This is a genomic window from Hoeflea sp. CAU 1731, from assembly GCF_039888615.1.
In the GTDB taxonomy this organism is placed as follows: domain Bacteria; phylum Pseudomonadota; class Alphaproteobacteria; order Rhizobiales; family Rhizobiaceae; genus Flavimaribacter.
Genome location: NZ_JBDQQS010000008.1, coordinates 83702 through 98045 on the forward strand (window position 1 = coordinate 83702; position 14344 = coordinate 98045).

At 62.3% G+C, this 14344-nt stretch carries 12 protein-coding genes; 10 read left to right on the plus strand and 2 right to left on the minus strand.

What is annotated here, in order from left to right; translation table 11 throughout:
• The first annotated feature begins 1 nt into the window (after nucleotide 1).
• The 3 genes from AAFN47_RS14285 to AAFN47_RS14295 all read left to right on the plus strand — a co-directional run bounded on the left by AAFN47_RS14285 (nucleotide 2) and on the right by AAFN47_RS14295 (nucleotide 2640).
• A complete protein-coding gene (locus tag AAFN47_RS14285) occupies nucleotides 2-973 on the plus strand; it encodes an ABC transporter ATP-binding protein (RefSeq protein WP_499809918.1) in 972 nt (323 codons plus the stop codon).
• 18 nt (nucleotides 974-991) lie between these two features.
• Complete coding sequence (locus tag AAFN47_RS14290; RefSeq protein ID WP_499809919.1) at nucleotides 992-1753, plus strand: ABC transporter permease; 762 nt, start codon at nucleotides 992-994, stop codon at nucleotides 1751-1753.
• An 86-nt stretch (nucleotides 1754-1839) separates the two neighbouring features.
• Entirely contained in the window at nucleotides 1840-2640 is an 801-nt protein-coding gene (locus AAFN47_RS14295) for an alpha/beta fold hydrolase (RefSeq protein ID WP_499809920.1), read from the plus strand.
• A gap of 3 nt (nucleotides 2641-2643) precedes the next feature.
• Here the strand turns inward: AAFN47_RS14295 and AAFN47_RS14300 are convergent, their stop codons facing one another.
• Nucleotides 2644-3291, minus strand: a complete 648-nt coding sequence (locus AAFN47_RS14300) for a ThuA domain-containing protein (RefSeq protein ID WP_499810094.1) — start codon at nucleotides 3289-3291, stop codon at nucleotides 2644-2646.
• A gap of 238 nt (nucleotides 3292-3529) precedes the next feature.
• Here AAFN47_RS14300 and AAFN47_RS14305 point away from each other — a divergent pair, with 238 nt between their 5' ends.
• On the plus strand, nucleotides 3530-4444 hold the full coding sequence (locus tag AAFN47_RS14305) for a diacylglycerol/lipid kinase family protein (protein WP_499809921.1): 915 nt from the start codon (nucleotides 3530-3532) through the stop codon (nucleotides 4442-4444).
• A 144-nt stretch (nucleotides 4445-4588) separates the two neighbouring features.
• Nucleotides 4589-6304, plus strand: a complete 1716-nt coding sequence (locus AAFN47_RS14310; RefSeq protein ID WP_499809922.1) for a flavin-containing monooxygenase — start codon at nucleotides 4589-4591, stop codon at nucleotides 6302-6304.
• 10 nt (nucleotides 6305-6314) lie between these two features.
• Here the strand turns inward: AAFN47_RS14310 and AAFN47_RS14315 are convergent, their stop codons facing one another.
• Complete coding sequence (locus AAFN47_RS14315; RefSeq protein ID WP_499809923.1) at nucleotides 6315-6713, minus strand: DoxX family protein; 399 nt, start codon at nucleotides 6711-6713, stop codon at nucleotides 6315-6317.
• Nucleotides 6714-7043: 330 nt separating this feature from the next.
• On the opposite strand from AAFN47_RS14315, the gene AAFN47_RS14320 reads away from it, so the two are divergent.
• The 5 genes from AAFN47_RS14320 (at nucleotide 7044) to AAFN47_RS14340 (ending at nucleotide 14328) form a co-directional block, all read left to right on the plus strand.
• Nucleotides 7044-9926, plus strand: a complete 2883-nt coding sequence (locus AAFN47_RS14320; RefSeq protein WP_499809924.1) for a molybdopterin oxidoreductase family protein — start codon at nucleotides 7044-7046, stop codon at nucleotides 9924-9926.
• On the plus strand, nucleotides 9923-10669 hold the full coding sequence (locus tag AAFN47_RS14325; protein ID WP_499809925.1) for a 4Fe-4S dicluster domain-containing protein: 747 nt from the start codon (nucleotides 9923-9925) through the stop codon (nucleotides 10667-10669). Before AAFN47_RS14320 ends, AAFN47_RS14325 begins: the two co-directional genes overlap by 4 nt.
• A complete protein-coding gene (locus AAFN47_RS14330) occupies nucleotides 10669-11595 on the plus strand; it encodes a dimethyl sulfoxide reductase anchor subunit family protein (protein WP_499809926.1) in 927 nt (308 codons plus the stop codon). The genes AAFN47_RS14325 and AAFN47_RS14330 overlap by 1 nt, the downstream gene beginning before the upstream one ends.
• Before the next feature lie 172 nt (nucleotides 11596-11767).
• Nucleotides 11768-12973, plus strand: a complete 1206-nt coding sequence (locus AAFN47_RS14335; RefSeq protein WP_499809927.1) for an ABC transporter substrate-binding protein — start codon at nucleotides 11768-11770, stop codon at nucleotides 12971-12973.
• A 119-nt stretch (nucleotides 12974-13092) separates the two neighbouring features.
• On the plus strand, nucleotides 13093-14328 hold the full coding sequence (locus AAFN47_RS14340; RefSeq protein WP_499809928.1) for an aminotransferase-like domain-containing protein: 1236 nt from the start codon (nucleotides 13093-13095) through the stop codon (nucleotides 14326-14328).
• The last annotated feature ends 16 nt before the right edge of the window (nucleotides 14329-14344 follow it).

Sequence of the window (14344 nt, forward strand, 5' to 3'; positions counted from 1 at the left end):
GATGCTGGAAGCTGCCAAAGATCAGGCGATCATCGCCCGCGGCCTGAAACGAAGCTACAAGACCCGCACCGAAACCGTGGACGCGGTTCAGGGCATCGATCTGACCGTTGGCAAAGGCGAGATTGTCGGCTTCCTTGGTCCCAATGGCGCCGGAAAGACGACGACGCTGAAGATGCTGTGCACGCTGCTGGAGCCGACAGACGGTGAGGCCATGGTCGCCGGATGCGATCTGCGGCGCGATGCGAGAGGCGTCAAGAGACGGATCGGCTATGTCGCCCAGGGCGGAACGACCATGAGCGAGGCGAAGGTCAGCCTCGAAATCGTTTCCCAGGCGCAACTTTACGGTCTCAGCAGGCAGGAAGGCGAAAGGCGGGGAAAAGAGTTGCTCAAGGCGCTCGACCTCGACGGGATATGGGATCGCGCCTGCGGTTCGCTGTCCGGGGGGCAGCGCCGCCGCCTCGACATTGTCATGGGCCTGATCCACGAGCCGGAACTCGTCTTTCTCGATGAGCCGTCGACCGGCCTCGACCCGCAGGCGCGCGCCAATCTCTGGAACCATATCCGCAGTCTGCGCGACCAATTCGGGACCACTGTTTTTCTCACGACCCACTACATGGACGAAGCGGACGCCCTGTCCGACCGGCTGTTGATCATCGATCATGGGCGGATCGTTGGGGAAGGCGCGTCGGCAGAACTCAAGGAACGTTTGTCCGGGGACGCGATCACCTTGACGCTCAGGACATCCGAAGACGCAACGAAGTCGCAAGAAACGGCCGTGGCGCTGGAAAACGCCGCCAATGTAGTATGCGAGGGCAATGTGGTTCATTTCCGCGCTCCCAATGGCGCGTCTGTCTTGCCGGGCCTGCTGCGCAAGCTGACGGATCTCGATATCGAGCCCATCGGCGTGGAGATCGCGCGCCCGACTCTCGAGGACGTCTTTCTCAACCTCACCGGTCGCTCGCTGCGCGACTGAATTGACTGGAGCAAAGTCATGAGTTTTTTTCGGGACACATTCATCATCTTCAGGCGAGCCACGCTTCTGTCCCTTCAAAATCCCGCCTGGGTGATCATCGGGCTGATGCAGCCCATCCTTTACCTTGTGCTGTTCGGTCCACTGCTTCTGCGCATGACCAGTGTTCCGGGCTTTCCTCCTGGCAACGCCTGGCAGGTCTTCGTGCCGGGACTGCTGGTGCAGCTCGGGATATTCGGCGGGTCCTTCGTCGGCTTCGCCATCATCAACGAATGGCGCAGCGGCGTCATCGACCGGATGATGGTCACGCCCGCCCATCGCGTCTCGCTCATCGCCGGCCGCGTGCTGCGCGACGTGATGGTGCTGATGGTTCAGGCAATCGTTCTCGTACTTGCCGCCATGCTGTTCGGTCTGCGTATTCCATTCGGCGCGCTGTTGCTCGCGCTGGCGCTGGTGGCCATGCTCGGCGCGTCGTTCTCGTCGCTCTCCTACGCCGCCGGCCTGTCGATGAAGTCCGAGGACGCCTTCGCTCCGCTCATCAACACCTTCGCGCTGCCGGTGCTTCTGCTTTCCGGCATCCTGCTGCCGATGAGCATGGCGCCGGCCTGGCTGCGATACGTGTCCGACGTCAACCCGTTCAAGCACATGGTCGAGGCGCTGCGCGCGGTATTTCGCGGCGAAATCTTCACCTTCATCGTGCCGTTTGGCTTCGGGCTGTCCCTTGCGCTGGTGCTGATCAGCCTGTGGACCGGCGCGCGCGTTTTCCGCAACCAGACCCGGTAATTCGCCTGTTCTTGTCTTTCGCCACTTTCGGGGTTGATCGCCAGCCGCTAAAGAACTGGCGAACTCAATCAAGCGGAGCGGTATTTATGGCAACGGCGCAACTCAACGACATCTCGCTCTACTACGAGGAACATGGCGAGGGCGAGCCGTTGCTGCTTGTCGCCGGGCTTTCGAGCGACAGTCAGAGCTGGTTGCCTGTCATTGAACCGCTGTCGGCGCATTACCGGCTGATCCTGCCGGACAATCGAATGGTTGGCCGCACCGAACCGAAAACCGTCGAGACCGGGATAGGCGTCATGGCGGACGATGTCGTGACCCTGATGGACGAACTCGGCATAGAGAAAGCCCATATTGTCGGCCACTCGATGGGCGGCGCGGTATCCCTTGATCTGGCGGCGCGGTACCCTGAGAGGATCGAGAAGCTCGTGATCCTGTGTTCCGGTCCGATCAGGACGGCAAGAAACATATCCCTTGTCGACACCCTGATTCGCCAGCGCGAAGAAGGCGTCTCGGACGATACCTGGTTCCGTTCTTTCTTCTATTGGTTGTTCTCGCCCGGCTTCTTCGAGGACGAAGCCGCAGTCAGTTCGGCGGTGGAGATGGCAAAGACCTATCCATGGCGGCAGCCAATCGAGGCGATGCGAAAGCAACAACAGGCAATCGCAGCCTACCAGGCCGGCGACGTGATTGCGCGGATCAAGGCGCCGACGCTGGGCGTTGCAGGCGGCAACGACCTGATGATACCCCCGGACGACATGCGTGTGGTTCTTTCAGGCGTCGCCGATTTCCGTTTCGAAGTGATCGAGAATGCCGCGCATTCCATTCACTGGGAAGCGCCGGAGGCGGTGGTCGAGCATGTCTTGTCTTTTCTTGGCGAACAGCGGTAGGAACTAGCGCGCCGCCCACAAGGCGCCGCGCTCGAAGATTGTGCGCATCTCGGGCACGTTGAACTCATCGGCGACGTGACCAAGCGCGCTGTAGAAGACGCGTCCCTTGCCGTATCGCCGCTTCCAGACGACCGGCATGTCGACGCCCTTGACGTCTTCGCAGTAGGTTCCGTCGAAGCGGGTTGTGGCAAGCACTTCGTTGACCGGGTCGACATGCAGGTAATATTGCTCCGAGCGATAGGCAAAGTCTGTTACGCCTTCCATGATCGGATCATCCGGCCGGGTGATCTCTATCCTGTAATCGATGATGTCGCCGGGGTGCGCGACCCATTGGCCGCCGGTCATGAACTGGTATTCGGGCTCCTTGCGAAACGCGTCGCACATCGTGCCGTGAAATCCGGCAAGCCCTGTTCCGCCCTTGATCGCGCCGAGGAGTCCGGAGAGCGCCTCGCGGCCTATCTCCGACTGGGTGATCACAGGTACGATCAGCGAATGCTCGCCGACATCCGGCGATGCGAAGGCTTCCGTGGTGTCGGAAAACGTTACGTCGAAACCGTGGCCTTCAAGCATGGACTTGACGACTGTGGCGCTTTGCAGGGGCGTGTGGCCTTCCCATCCGCCCCAGACGATCAATGCTGTTCGGTTGGCCAGATTGCCCTCCCTGGTCCTTCTCTTCCATTCCGTTGCAACCGCTAACGCAGAGTGGAGGGTTGTTCAACCAGCAATCGAGTGAGCGCTTGAAGGTTTCGACGTCTTTTTCCGAGAAGCATCTTCTTTCATCAACAGGTCATCCAGCGTAAAACCTCACACTGATTCAGAAGTTGAAAGCGCCTTGCCAAGTGATTCAAAACTATTGAGAAAGAAAAACTTCTCACAACCAGAAACATTCGTGATCCTTAATCCGGCGGCCGGCAGAGGCAAGGCTGCGCGGGTGTGGTCGGAAGTCGAGAGTGACATGCGCGCCGCCATCGGCGAATTCGGTTTTCGGGCGACGAAGAGCGGCGCTGACATCAAGGTGGTGGCGTCGGAAGCCTTGAAAGACGGATACAGGCGCATTGTCGGCGTCGGCGGCGACGGGACGATGGGCTTGTTGATGAACGCCATCATGGCGAATGGCGACGTGCCGCCATCCGACGTCGTGATGGGCCAGATACCGTGCGGGACTGTGAACGTCGTCGCCAATTGCCTGGGCCTTTCAACGCCCCGGCAGGCCGTGGAAGCCCTCGCCGGCAACAGTGTGAAACCGGTTGACGTGATGCGGCTTGACGCCGCAGGCGGCGGCGATAACGCCGCGCGGCACGGGTTCGTCATCGTTTCCGTCGGTCTGCCGGTCGAGGCGAGCAAGCTGACTGCAAGGATGCCGTTCGTGAAGCTTCTCGGCGGCGCGTCCTACGTTCTGGCCGGCGTCCTGTCGGTGCTCGGCGGGCGTCCCCGTCAATTTGATTTTTTCGCAGACGCTGCTCCGCCGTCCACCGTCAGGGCCTGGGGATATTTCGTTTGCAACTTTCCCGGTCTTGCAGGCGAGATCAGTTTCGCGCCAGAGGCGCAATTCGACGACGGACTGCTGGATTGCGTGGAAGTCGGCCCTGTTTCGAGAGGCCGCATGCTGGCGCAAATCCTGCCCGCCATGAAGGATGGAAGCTATGTCCGCAAAGCCGGCATGCGGGTGACGCAGGGAAGGGTGTTTCGCATCGAAACGCCGGCGCCCATGCAGATCGAGATCGACGGCGAACCGGCCGGCGTCACGCCGGCGACAGTCAGCGTCGTTCCGGGCGCAATCAACATGATTTTTGCGGATCAGTGAGTATTGGTTAAAGTTTTAATTGAAGCTGACTAAAAAGTTGGAAGCATTTTATACAAATAAGTGAATACTTTTAAATATTGATTTTAAACAATAAAAATGATTTTTCTCTCGAAGAACACACAGTTATTCGGGTGATTTACTTTGTTGGATATTGCTATCATCGGAGCCGGCTGGTCCGGTCTCTATGCCGGCCGATATGCGCGAAAACACGGTCTCAGCTTCACCATTCTCGAACGTCGCGAGGATCTTGGCGGCGTCTGGAACTTCACCGAAGATCGCGATGTCGTCACAACCATGTCGACCACGGTGTCGACCTCTTCGCGCACCATGACCGAAGCTTCGGATTTTCCGATGCCGGAGAATGTCGGTCACTTTTTCCGCTGGAGTGACGCGCTGGAATATCTCAACGCCTATGCGGACGAATTCCGACTGCGCGAACACCTGGAGTTTGGCGCAAGCGTTATCCGGACAGAGCGGGACGACGACGGCTGGACCGTCTCCTACGAACAGAAATCCGCCGACGGCGCGATTCTCACGCGGCGCCTGCGCGCGAAGCGGCTGGCGGTCTGCACCGGCGTGCACAGTCGCAAAAGGCTTGCCAGCGGTCCGATCGCGTCGTTCGGAGGCGAGTTGATCCACTCCGGCGACATCAAGGCGGTTCGCGACATGAACATCACTGCCGCCGACCACGTGATTGTCTACGGCGGCGGCGAAACCGCATCGGACATGATCGACGAACTGGCGAAGACCAGGGCGCGCGTCACCTGGGCGATCAGCGGCGGACAGCATTTCTATCGCAGGACGGCGGTCGACGAACGTCTTCCCGCCGGCGTCTTCGACCGGCATACGAGCGCGCTCGACATCAACATCACCACGATGCACAGGGTGCTGAGCAATATTCCGGATCGCCAGCCGGGCATTCGCGTTCTGACGAACCTTTTGTGCACCGGTTCGCTGATGGGTTACCAGGGGCACGGCGTGCCCGAATGGAGCAATGACATTCCGACGGGCCACGCCTTCTTCAACAAGGCCGGCCATTCGGTCGAGTTCGTACGATCGGGCAGGGTGGAGGCAGCCGGAGCGATCACCGAAACACAAGGCAATCGCGTCACCTTCGAAAGCGGAGAGAGCGTCGAGGCGACGCGCATCATCTACTGTTTCGGATACCAGCCGTCCTTTCCATTCTTGCCGGAGGCCTATCGGGAGCGTGATCCTTCGCGCCTGCTGCAACTGATCTTCGACCCTGTCGATCCGACGCTCGCCTTTTTCGGTTTGGCGCGTCCGACCTGGTCGTCGCTTCCCTTCATGACGGAGTTGCAGTGCGGCTACGCTTTCAAGGTGTTCGCAGGCGAAATCACACTGCCCGAGACGATTGAGGAGCGTGTGCGACAGGCGGACGCGTTTTGCGACATGCGCGCGAAACATTTTCCGAAAACGCGGCTCAACACGCTCGTCGATCCCGTCCAGTACTACGAGAGTTTCGTGAAACTGGAACGTAATCCGGTGTTTACGCTTCGCCGCTTTCTGCGCGCGCCCTGGCGGACGATCAAGCTTGCGACCGTGCCGATCTCGCCGCGTCTCAGCCGGTGTCGCGACGATGCGGATCTGGAAGGAATCGAGCCGATGACGACGCCGCCGATCGGCCGGGCGCTGCGGTATCTCGAGTGCTCGAACGCGCTGTCCTACGTCACGTTGTGTGTGCTGATCATTCCGCTGAGCAGGCTGCTGAGGATCGATGAAATCGCCGACTGGTTAGGTCGCCGGAAGCTCGCAAGGGGCCAAATCGTTGGCTATGCGGGGCCGAAAAGAAGCGGCTTTGCTTCTGGGCCGCGACCAGAGCTTGAACACGGGCGCTCATAGAGCAAGTCTGCTAGCGGAACAGGAACGCGTCGAGCGACCAGCGACCGGCGCCGAAGGCCGCCAGCGCCAGGAAGCCGCCGGCGATCGCCATGTCCTTGTAAAGCTGGATGACGGCCATCGGATCGCCTGAGCCGGCGTGGAAGAGGACGGCCGTCGTCAGGCAGAACCCGGCGAGCGCGAGCGACGCCAGTCGCGTCAACAGTCCGACGGCGACAAACAGGCCGCCGCCGAACTCGGCGATGATGGCGAGCGGCAGCAGACTGCGGCTGACGCCGCTCGCCTCCATATAGTCGCCAACGCCGCCGTAATCGACGATCGCCACATACCCGTCATAGATGAAAATCCAGGCGATCAGCAGCCGCGCCGCAAGCGCGGCGATTGGCTGGAACCGGTCGATCCATGGCTGCATCCTGGAGATTGCTCCCTGTCTCTTTGTCGGTGCGCAGAAATGTATCACCCGGTTGCAGAGCTGCAAGTTCGTTGTGACGGCAGCCGCAAAACGCGACTGGTCCCCTGCCTTTGTTTTGTTTGGCGCTCCATCAGCGAACCCGGACAATTTAGGTATTGATTCGGAGAGTCTGGAACTGTTCCAAAAAAATTCATATAAGGAATCGTTAATATAAGATTTCCGATGTTCGCGCGCGTATGGACCTCGGTAACCTTTGGGCGATGACAAGAAAGACCTGGGAGGAGACCGGCCAGTGCTTGCGAAACGGACAGTCGGAGACGGTAGCGGTTCATGAATGAGATCCGACACAAGGTAGAGCTTTCGGCTCATGTGTCCGACGAGGTGCGCAAGACCACCTGTTACATGTGCGCCTGCCGTTGCGGCGTCAACGTGCATATCAGGCAGGGCGAGGACGGGACGCCGCGCATCCGGTATATCGAGGGCAATCGGGACCATCCAATCAATAAGGGCGTGTTGTGCGCCAAGGGATCGGCCGGGATCATGCAGCATTATTCGCCGGCGCGACTGATGAAACCGCTGTTGCGCACCGGCGAGCGGGGCAGCGGCGAGTTCAAGGAAATCGAATGGGACGAGGCGTTGACGGTGGCCGCCGACTGGCTTGCCGATATCCGACATCGCGATCCGAGAAAACTTGCTTTTTTCACAGGCCGCGACCAGAGCCAGTCGCTGACAGGCTGGTGGGCGCAGCAATTCGGCACGCCCAATTTTGCCGCGCATGGCGGCTTCTGCTCGGTCAATATGGCGGCCGGCGGCATTTACACATTCGGCGGCGCCTTCTGGGAATTCGGATCGCCCGACTGGGAAAAGACCGAATACTTCATGATCTTCGGGGTCGCGGAGGACCACGATTCCAATCCGATCAAGATGGGGCTCGGCAAGCTGAAGGCGCGCGGAGTCAAGATCGTCGGCGTCAATCCGGTGCGCACCGGCTACAACGCCATCGCCGACGAGTGGGTGGGCGTCACGCCCGGCACGGACGGGTTGTTCATCCTGTCGCTGATCCACGAACTTCTGAGGCTTGGCAAGGTCGATCTCGACTACCTGCTTCGCTACACCAACGCGCCCTGGCTGGTGATCGACGACGAGGGGGCGGCCGATCACGGGCTCTTTGCGCGCGATGAGAACGGCGATCCGCTGGTCTTCGACCGCGAGTCCGCCAGCGTTGTGTCCTGCAAGAACGGCGCGCCGCTCAAGGCGGCGTTGAAAGGCGCAGTCACGCTGCCCGATGGACGTTCCGCGCGGCCCGTTTTCGAGCTGCTGGCGCGCAAATATCTCGACGCGCGCTATGCGCCCTCGGCGGTGGAGAGCGAGACCGGGGTTTCCGCGGCGCAGATCCGCCGCATAGCAGCCGAGATCGCCGAGGCCGCCTTCGAGCGCGAAGTGGTGGTGGAGCAGCCTTGGACGGACATGAAGGGCGAGCGGCATGAGCGGATGATCGGCCGGCCGGTCTCCTTCCACGCCATGCGCGGGATCTCTGCACACTCGAACGGCTTCCAGACCTGCCGGGCGCTGCATCTGTTGCAGATCCTGATCGGCTCGATCGACAGCCCGGGCGGCTTCCGTTTCAAGCCGCCGTATCCGAGGCCCGTGGCGGCGCAGCCGAAACCGCACGGCGGCTGCAAGCCGGACGAACCGCTGCCGGGGCCGCATCTCGGCTTCCTGCGCGGGCCGGAGGACCTGCTGCTGGAGGCGGACGGGACGACGCCGCAGCGTATCGACAAGGCGTTCAGCTGGGACGCGCCGATGTCGTCGCACGGGCTGATGCATATGGTCATCTCCAACGCGCACGCCGGCGACCCGTATCCGGTTGACGTGCTGTTCATGTACATGGCGAACATGGCGTGGAACTCGTCGATGAACTCGTCGGGCGTCATGGACATGCTGACGGACAAGGACGAAAACGGCGACTATCGCATTCCGAAGATCATTTATTCCGACGCCTACGATTCCGAGATGGTCGCCTACGCCGACCTGGTGCTGCCCGACACGACGTACCTGGAGCGGCACGACTGCATCTCGCTTCTCGACCGGCCGATCTCCGAGCCGGACGCGCTGGCCGACGCGATACGCTGGCCGGTGGTGGAGCCGCAGACCCAGGCCGAGGGCCGGGACGTGCGCGGTTTCCAGTCGGTGCTGCTCGATCTCGGGGCGCGGCTGAAACTGCCGGGCATGATCGACGGGAACGGCGAACCGCTTTACGCGGACTACGCCGACTACATGGTCAACCACCAGAGGAAGCCCGGCGTCGGACCGCTGGCCGGCTGGCGCGGCGAGGATGGCTCGGAAGCAGGACGCGGCGCGCCCAATCCGGACCAGCTTAAGCGGTATATCGACAATGGCGGTTTCTTTGAAAAGCATGTGCCGGAGGAAGCGCGCTACTTCAAGCACGCCAACCGCGCCTGGAGCGACTGGGCGATCGCGATGGGGTTGCAGGACGTGGCGGTCGACAATGTCTTCCAGCTCTATCTCGAACCGCTTCGCAAGTTCCAGCTTGCAGCGGAAGGCCATGGAGAGCGTCAGCCGCCGGACACCCATCGCAAGCGGATCCGCGAAACCTTCGACCCGCTGCCGCTGTGGTATCCGCCGTTCGAGGGCGCGGGCGTCGACGTGAGCGATTATCCCTACCACGCGATCACGCAACGGCCGGCGGCGATGTATCATTCCTGGGGTTCACAGAACGCCTGGCTGCGACAGATCCACGGCGCGAATGTGCTCTACGTACCGGGACCGGTCTGCGACGCAGCCGGACTGCGCGACGGCGACTGGGCCTGGGTGATCTCGCATCACAGCCGCATCAAGGTTCCCGTTCGGCGTATGGAGGCGGTCAACGGGAAGACGCTGTGGACCTGGAACGCAATCGGCAAGCGCTCCGGCGCCTGGACGCTGGACGACAACGCGCCGGAGGCTAGACAAGGCTTCCTGCTCAATCACCTGATCCACGAATTGCTGCCGCAGGCCGCCGACGGCTATCGCTGGTCGAATTCCGATCCGATTACCGGCCAGGCCGCATGGTTTGACCTCAGAATTCGCATCGAAAAGGCCGAGGCCGGCGACAACCCGGTGACGCTGCCGCAATTCCCGCCCCAGAAGGATCCGTTGCCTGAACCGCCGACGGTCGTCGCCTACGGCAAGGAGTGGGGAGAGGGCGAATGACCTCGCTTCCGACAAGCACCGAGCGCAGCCTCGGCCTCGTTATCGATCTCGACACCTGCGTCGGCTGTCACGCCTGCGTCGTCAACTGCAAGGAATGGAACACCGGCGGCTACGGCGCTCCGCTGGCGGACCTTGACCCCTATGGCGACGAACCGGTCGGTTCCTGGCTCAATCGCATCCACACGTTCGAGGTGACGCCCGAGGACGCGCCGGCCTCTATCGTGCATTTCCCGAAATCCTGCCTGCACTGTTCGGACGCGCCTTGCGTGACGGTGTGCCCGACCGGCGCGAGCTACAAGCGCTCGGAAGACGGGATCGTTCTGGTGGACGAATCCATGTGTATCGGCTGCGGTCTCTGCGCCTGGGCCTGCCCGTACGGCGCGCGTGAGATGGACCCGGTCGAGAACGTGATGAAGAAATGCACGCTCTGTGTCGACCGGATCTACAACGACAATCTGCCGGAGGAGGACCGGACGCCGGCCTGTGTCAGGACCTGCCCGGCCGGCGCCCGTCATTTCGGCGACTTTTCGGACCCTGAATCGAATGTGTCCAAGCTCGTGGCGGATCGCGGCGGCTTCGACCTGATGCCGGAAATGGGCACGGCGCCTGTCAACAAGTATCTGCCGCCGCGACCGAAGACGGCGACGGAAGGCTGTGGCGCGTCCGCAGCCACGCAGGACGAGACGGCGAACGCCACGGGCTTTCTCGGCTGGCTCGACCGCGCTCTGGAAAGGCTTGGCTGATGCATCCCGCGATATCGGTCATATTCTTTACAGTAACCTCCGGCGCCGGTTTCGGCCTGATCGCGATGCTCGGGATCGGCATGCCGACGCCGCAGGGACCGCTGGCGGCGTTTCTGATCTCGTTGCTGGCCGGCGGCCTTGCTGTGGCGGGGCTGATTTCCTCGACCTTTCATCTCGGCCATCCGGAACGGGCCTGGCGAGCCTTTTCCCAATGGCGCTCGTCGTGGCTGTCGCGCGAAGGCGTGCTGGCGGTGGCGACGCTGTGCCTGTTCGGCGTCTATGTCCTGTTCTGGCTTTTCGCCGGTGACCGGCCGTTGTGGCTCGGCGTTCCGATCGCGATCCTGGCGATCGTCACGGTGATCGCCACGGCGATGATCTATGCGCAACTGCGGACTGTGCCGCACTGGAATTCCATCCTGACGCCGCTCGTCTATGTCGGCTTCGCCATCGCCAGCGGCTATGTGGCGGCGTCGGCGCTGAACCCGGAAACGAATTCTTCGGATCGCGCGACGATCGCCGGGATCGCCTGCCTGATGCTCATCGTCGCCTGGGCGCTGAAGCTGTCCTGGTGGCACAGAGCCGGCAGAACCTCGCTGGAGGCTGCGGGTTCGACGCCGGAAACGGCGACGGGGCTCGGCGCGATCGGTCGGGTGCGATTACTAGAAAGCCCGCATTCCGGGGAAAACTACCTGACGCGGGAAATGGTCCACGTCATCGGGCGCAAGCATGCGGCGAAGCTGCGGGCAATCGCCCTGACGACGGGATTTGCAGCTCCGCTTCTGATCTCGCTGGCCGTGGCGATCAGCGGCGGTCCGCTTGCCTTGCTGGCGGTCGCCTTCGTGTGTCTCATCGCCGGGCTCTTTGTCGAGCGCTGGCTGTTTTTCGCCGAAGCCCGGCACGCCGTATCGCTTTACTACGGCCGGTAAAGCAGCCGTTTGGAGACCGAAAACCGGCGTCAACCAAATTTCACTTTTCGGCTTTAAAGCGCTGTATCTTTCGCTATGATTGCGCCAACTTTTCGCGCCCTGCGCGGAAGGGAACCCGTGTCAATCGGATCAAGGGCCGGATAAACCGGTCTGCAATTTGGGAGAATAATCAATGATGCCAACACTCAAAATGGCGCTTGCCACCGGCGTCGCGCTCGCCTGCCTTTCCGGCGCAGCGACGGCCGCCGACGTCAAGTTCGGCTTTCTCGGCGGTGTGACCGGTCCGATCGAAAGCCTGACGCCGCCGATCATCGACGGCGCCAATCTGGCGCTCAAGAACGTCAACGACAATGGTGGCCTGATGGACGGCAAGACCATCGAGTTGATCGTCGGCGACACGACCTGCGCCGACGCCACCAAAGCCGCCGACGCGGCCGACCGCGTGGTCAATGTCGACAAAGTTTCCGCGATCGTCGGCGCGCTGTGCTCGGGCGCAACGATCTCCGCCGCCAACAACGCCGGCATTCCGGGCGGCGTGGCGATGATCTCTCCGGCCTCGACCTCGCCGGCGCTGACCACGCTGGACGACAAGGACCTGGTGTTCCGTACAGCGACTTCCGACGCCTTCCAGGGCGGCGTTCTGGCGCGCGTCGTCAAGTCCGCCGGACAGGACAACGTCGCCGTGACCTATGTCAACAACGACTACGGCAAGGGATTCGCCGAAGCCTTCGTCGCAGCCTTTGAAGCGGAAGGCGGCACGGTGACCGATTCCCAGGCGCATGAAGACGGCAAGGCCGACTACCGCGCCGAAATCGGCTCGCTTTCCTCCTCCGGCGCCGACGCGCTGGTGATCCTCGCCTATGGCGACGGCTCCGGCCAGACGATCCTGCGCCAGGCGTTGGAAGGCGGCGACTTCCCGATCTTCTACGGCGGCGACGGCATGGTCTCGCAGGCGATGGCCGACAACGTTCCGGCCGCCACCGGCAAGATCCTCATGACCCGTCCGGGCACCCCGGACCTGCCTGGCTCCGACGCCTTCAACGTACTTGCGTCGGAAGCCGGCGTGCAGGCTGACGGCACCTTCGTGGCCAACGGCTATGACGCCGCCTTCATCCTGGCGCTGGCCGCTGAAAAGGCCGGCAGCACCGACCGCGCGGCGATCGCCGGCGCAATCCGCGACGTGGCCAACGCTCCCGGCGAAGTGATCCTTCCCGGCGAATGGGCAAAGGCCAAGGAACTGATCGCAGCAGGCACCGACATCAACTATGAAGGCGCCGCCGGCTCGCAGGATTTCGACGCGAACGGCGACGTTCCCGGCGTCTACGTGACCACTGCCATCGAAGACGGCAAGATCATGAACACCGGCATGGCGAAGTAATTTCGCTCCACCAGTGACGCATCGAAGGCCCGGAGCGATCCGGGCCTTTTTTGTGGCTGCGATGAATCTTCTTGACAATAGGTCAGTATTATTGACCTATTGCGTCGAGGAGAACGATCATGTCAGACGCAGCACTTCTTGCGCGCGCGCCGCGCCTTGCCCGTCGCGCATCCCGGATGCAGGCCTCGGAGATTCGCGAGTTGCTCAAGATCATCGAGCAGCCGGGCGTGATTTCGTTCGCCGGCGGCATTCCGGACCCGGCCCTGTTTCCGGTCGATGCGATCCGTCAGCACTATTCCGATATCCTGTCCGACCCGGCGTCCGCCGGCAAAGCGCTGCAATATTCGGTCAGCGAGGGCGATGCGGATCTGCGCGACCGGATTGTCGACCACATGCGCGCGCGCGGCGTGAGATGCGACCGCGACAATATCCTGATCACCAGCGGCTCCCAGCAGGCGCTGGAGTTCACCGCCAAGCTTTTCCTGTCGCCGGGCGACACGGCCCTTGTGACCGCGCCCACCTATCTCGGCGCGTTGCAGGCCTTTGCGGCGAGCGAGCCGGTCTTCCAGGACCTCGATATGGCCGATATCGAAGCGACGGCGGCGCAGTTTCATGCCCATGCGCAAAGCGAGCCCTCCGACTGCAAAATCGCCTATGTCGTGCCCGATTTCGCCAACCCGTCCGGCAAAACCATGGATCTCGCGGCGCGTCGCCGCCTGCTCGACCTCGCCGAAACGCTGGACATCGCCATCATCGAGGACAGCCCCTACGCTGCGCTCCGCTATGAGGGCGAACCGGTCGCGCCGATTCAGGCGCTCGATCTGGAGAACGGCCGGACCATCGATGAATCGCGCGTCGTGTTCTGCGGCTCCTTTTCCAAAGTGTTCACGCCGGGCCTGAGGCTCGGCTGGGTTTGCGCCTCGCGGGACCTGATCCGGCGCCTGGTGCTGATCAAGCAGTCCAGCGATCTCAATGCGCCGGCCCTCAACCAGATGGTCGTCGCCCGTCTGATGGCCGATCATTTTGACCGCCAGGCAGCGCGGGCGCAGGCGCACTATCGCACCAAGCGGGACGCCATGCTGGAGGCCCTGTCGCAGCATATGCCGGCGCATGCCCGCTGGTCCGAGCCCGAAGGCGGCATGTTCATCTGGCTGTCGGCCGGCGACGGGATCGACACGGCGGCGCTTCTGCCGCGCGCCATCGGACAAGCCCGTGTGGCGTATGTGCCGGGACGCGCCTTCTACGCCGACGGCCGGACCTCCGACGCCATGCGGCTGAGCTTTTCGCTGCCCGATTGCGGGCAGATACGCACTGGCGTAGAACGGCTGGCTGGGATTGTCCGGCAGGCGGGCTGACGACACGGCGAATTTG

What these genes read in the sequence shown, in the direction of transcription:
- AAFN47_RS14285 (WP_499809918.1), top strand. Translation starts at nt 2, where the DNA reads ATGCTGGAAGCTGCCAAAGATCAGGCGATCATCGCCCGCGGCCTGAAA.
- AAFN47_RS14290 (WP_499809919.1), top strand. Translation starts at nt 992, where the DNA reads ATGAGTTTTTTTCGGGACACATTCATCATCTTCAGGCGAGCCACGCTT.
- AAFN47_RS14295 (WP_499809920.1), top strand. Translation starts at nt 1,840, where the DNA reads ATGGCAACGGCGCAACTCAACGACATCTCGCTCTACTACGAGGAACAT.
- AAFN47_RS14315 (WP_499809923.1), bottom strand. Translation starts at nt 6,713, where the DNA reads ATGCAGCCATGGATCGACCGGTTCCAGCCAATCGCCGCGCTTGCGGCG.
- AAFN47_RS14320 (WP_499809924.1), top strand. Translation starts at nt 7,044, where the DNA reads ATGAATGAGATCCGACACAAGGTAGAGCTTTCGGCTCATGTGTCCGAC.
- AAFN47_RS14325 (WP_499809925.1), top strand. Translation starts at nt 9,923, where the DNA reads ATGACCTCGCTTCCGACAAGCACCGAGCGCAGCCTCGGCCTCGTTATC.
- AAFN47_RS14330 (WP_499809926.1), top strand. Translation starts at nt 10,669, where the DNA reads ATGCATCCCGCGATATCGGTCATATTCTTTACAGTAACCTCCGGCGCC.
- AAFN47_RS14335 (WP_499809927.1), top strand. Translation starts at nt 11,768, where the DNA reads ATGATGCCAACACTCAAAATGGCGCTTGCCACCGGCGTCGCGCTCGCC.
- AAFN47_RS14340 (WP_499809928.1), top strand. Translation starts at nt 13,093, where the DNA reads ATGTCAGACGCAGCACTTCTTGCGCGCGCGCCGCGCCTTGCCCGTCGC.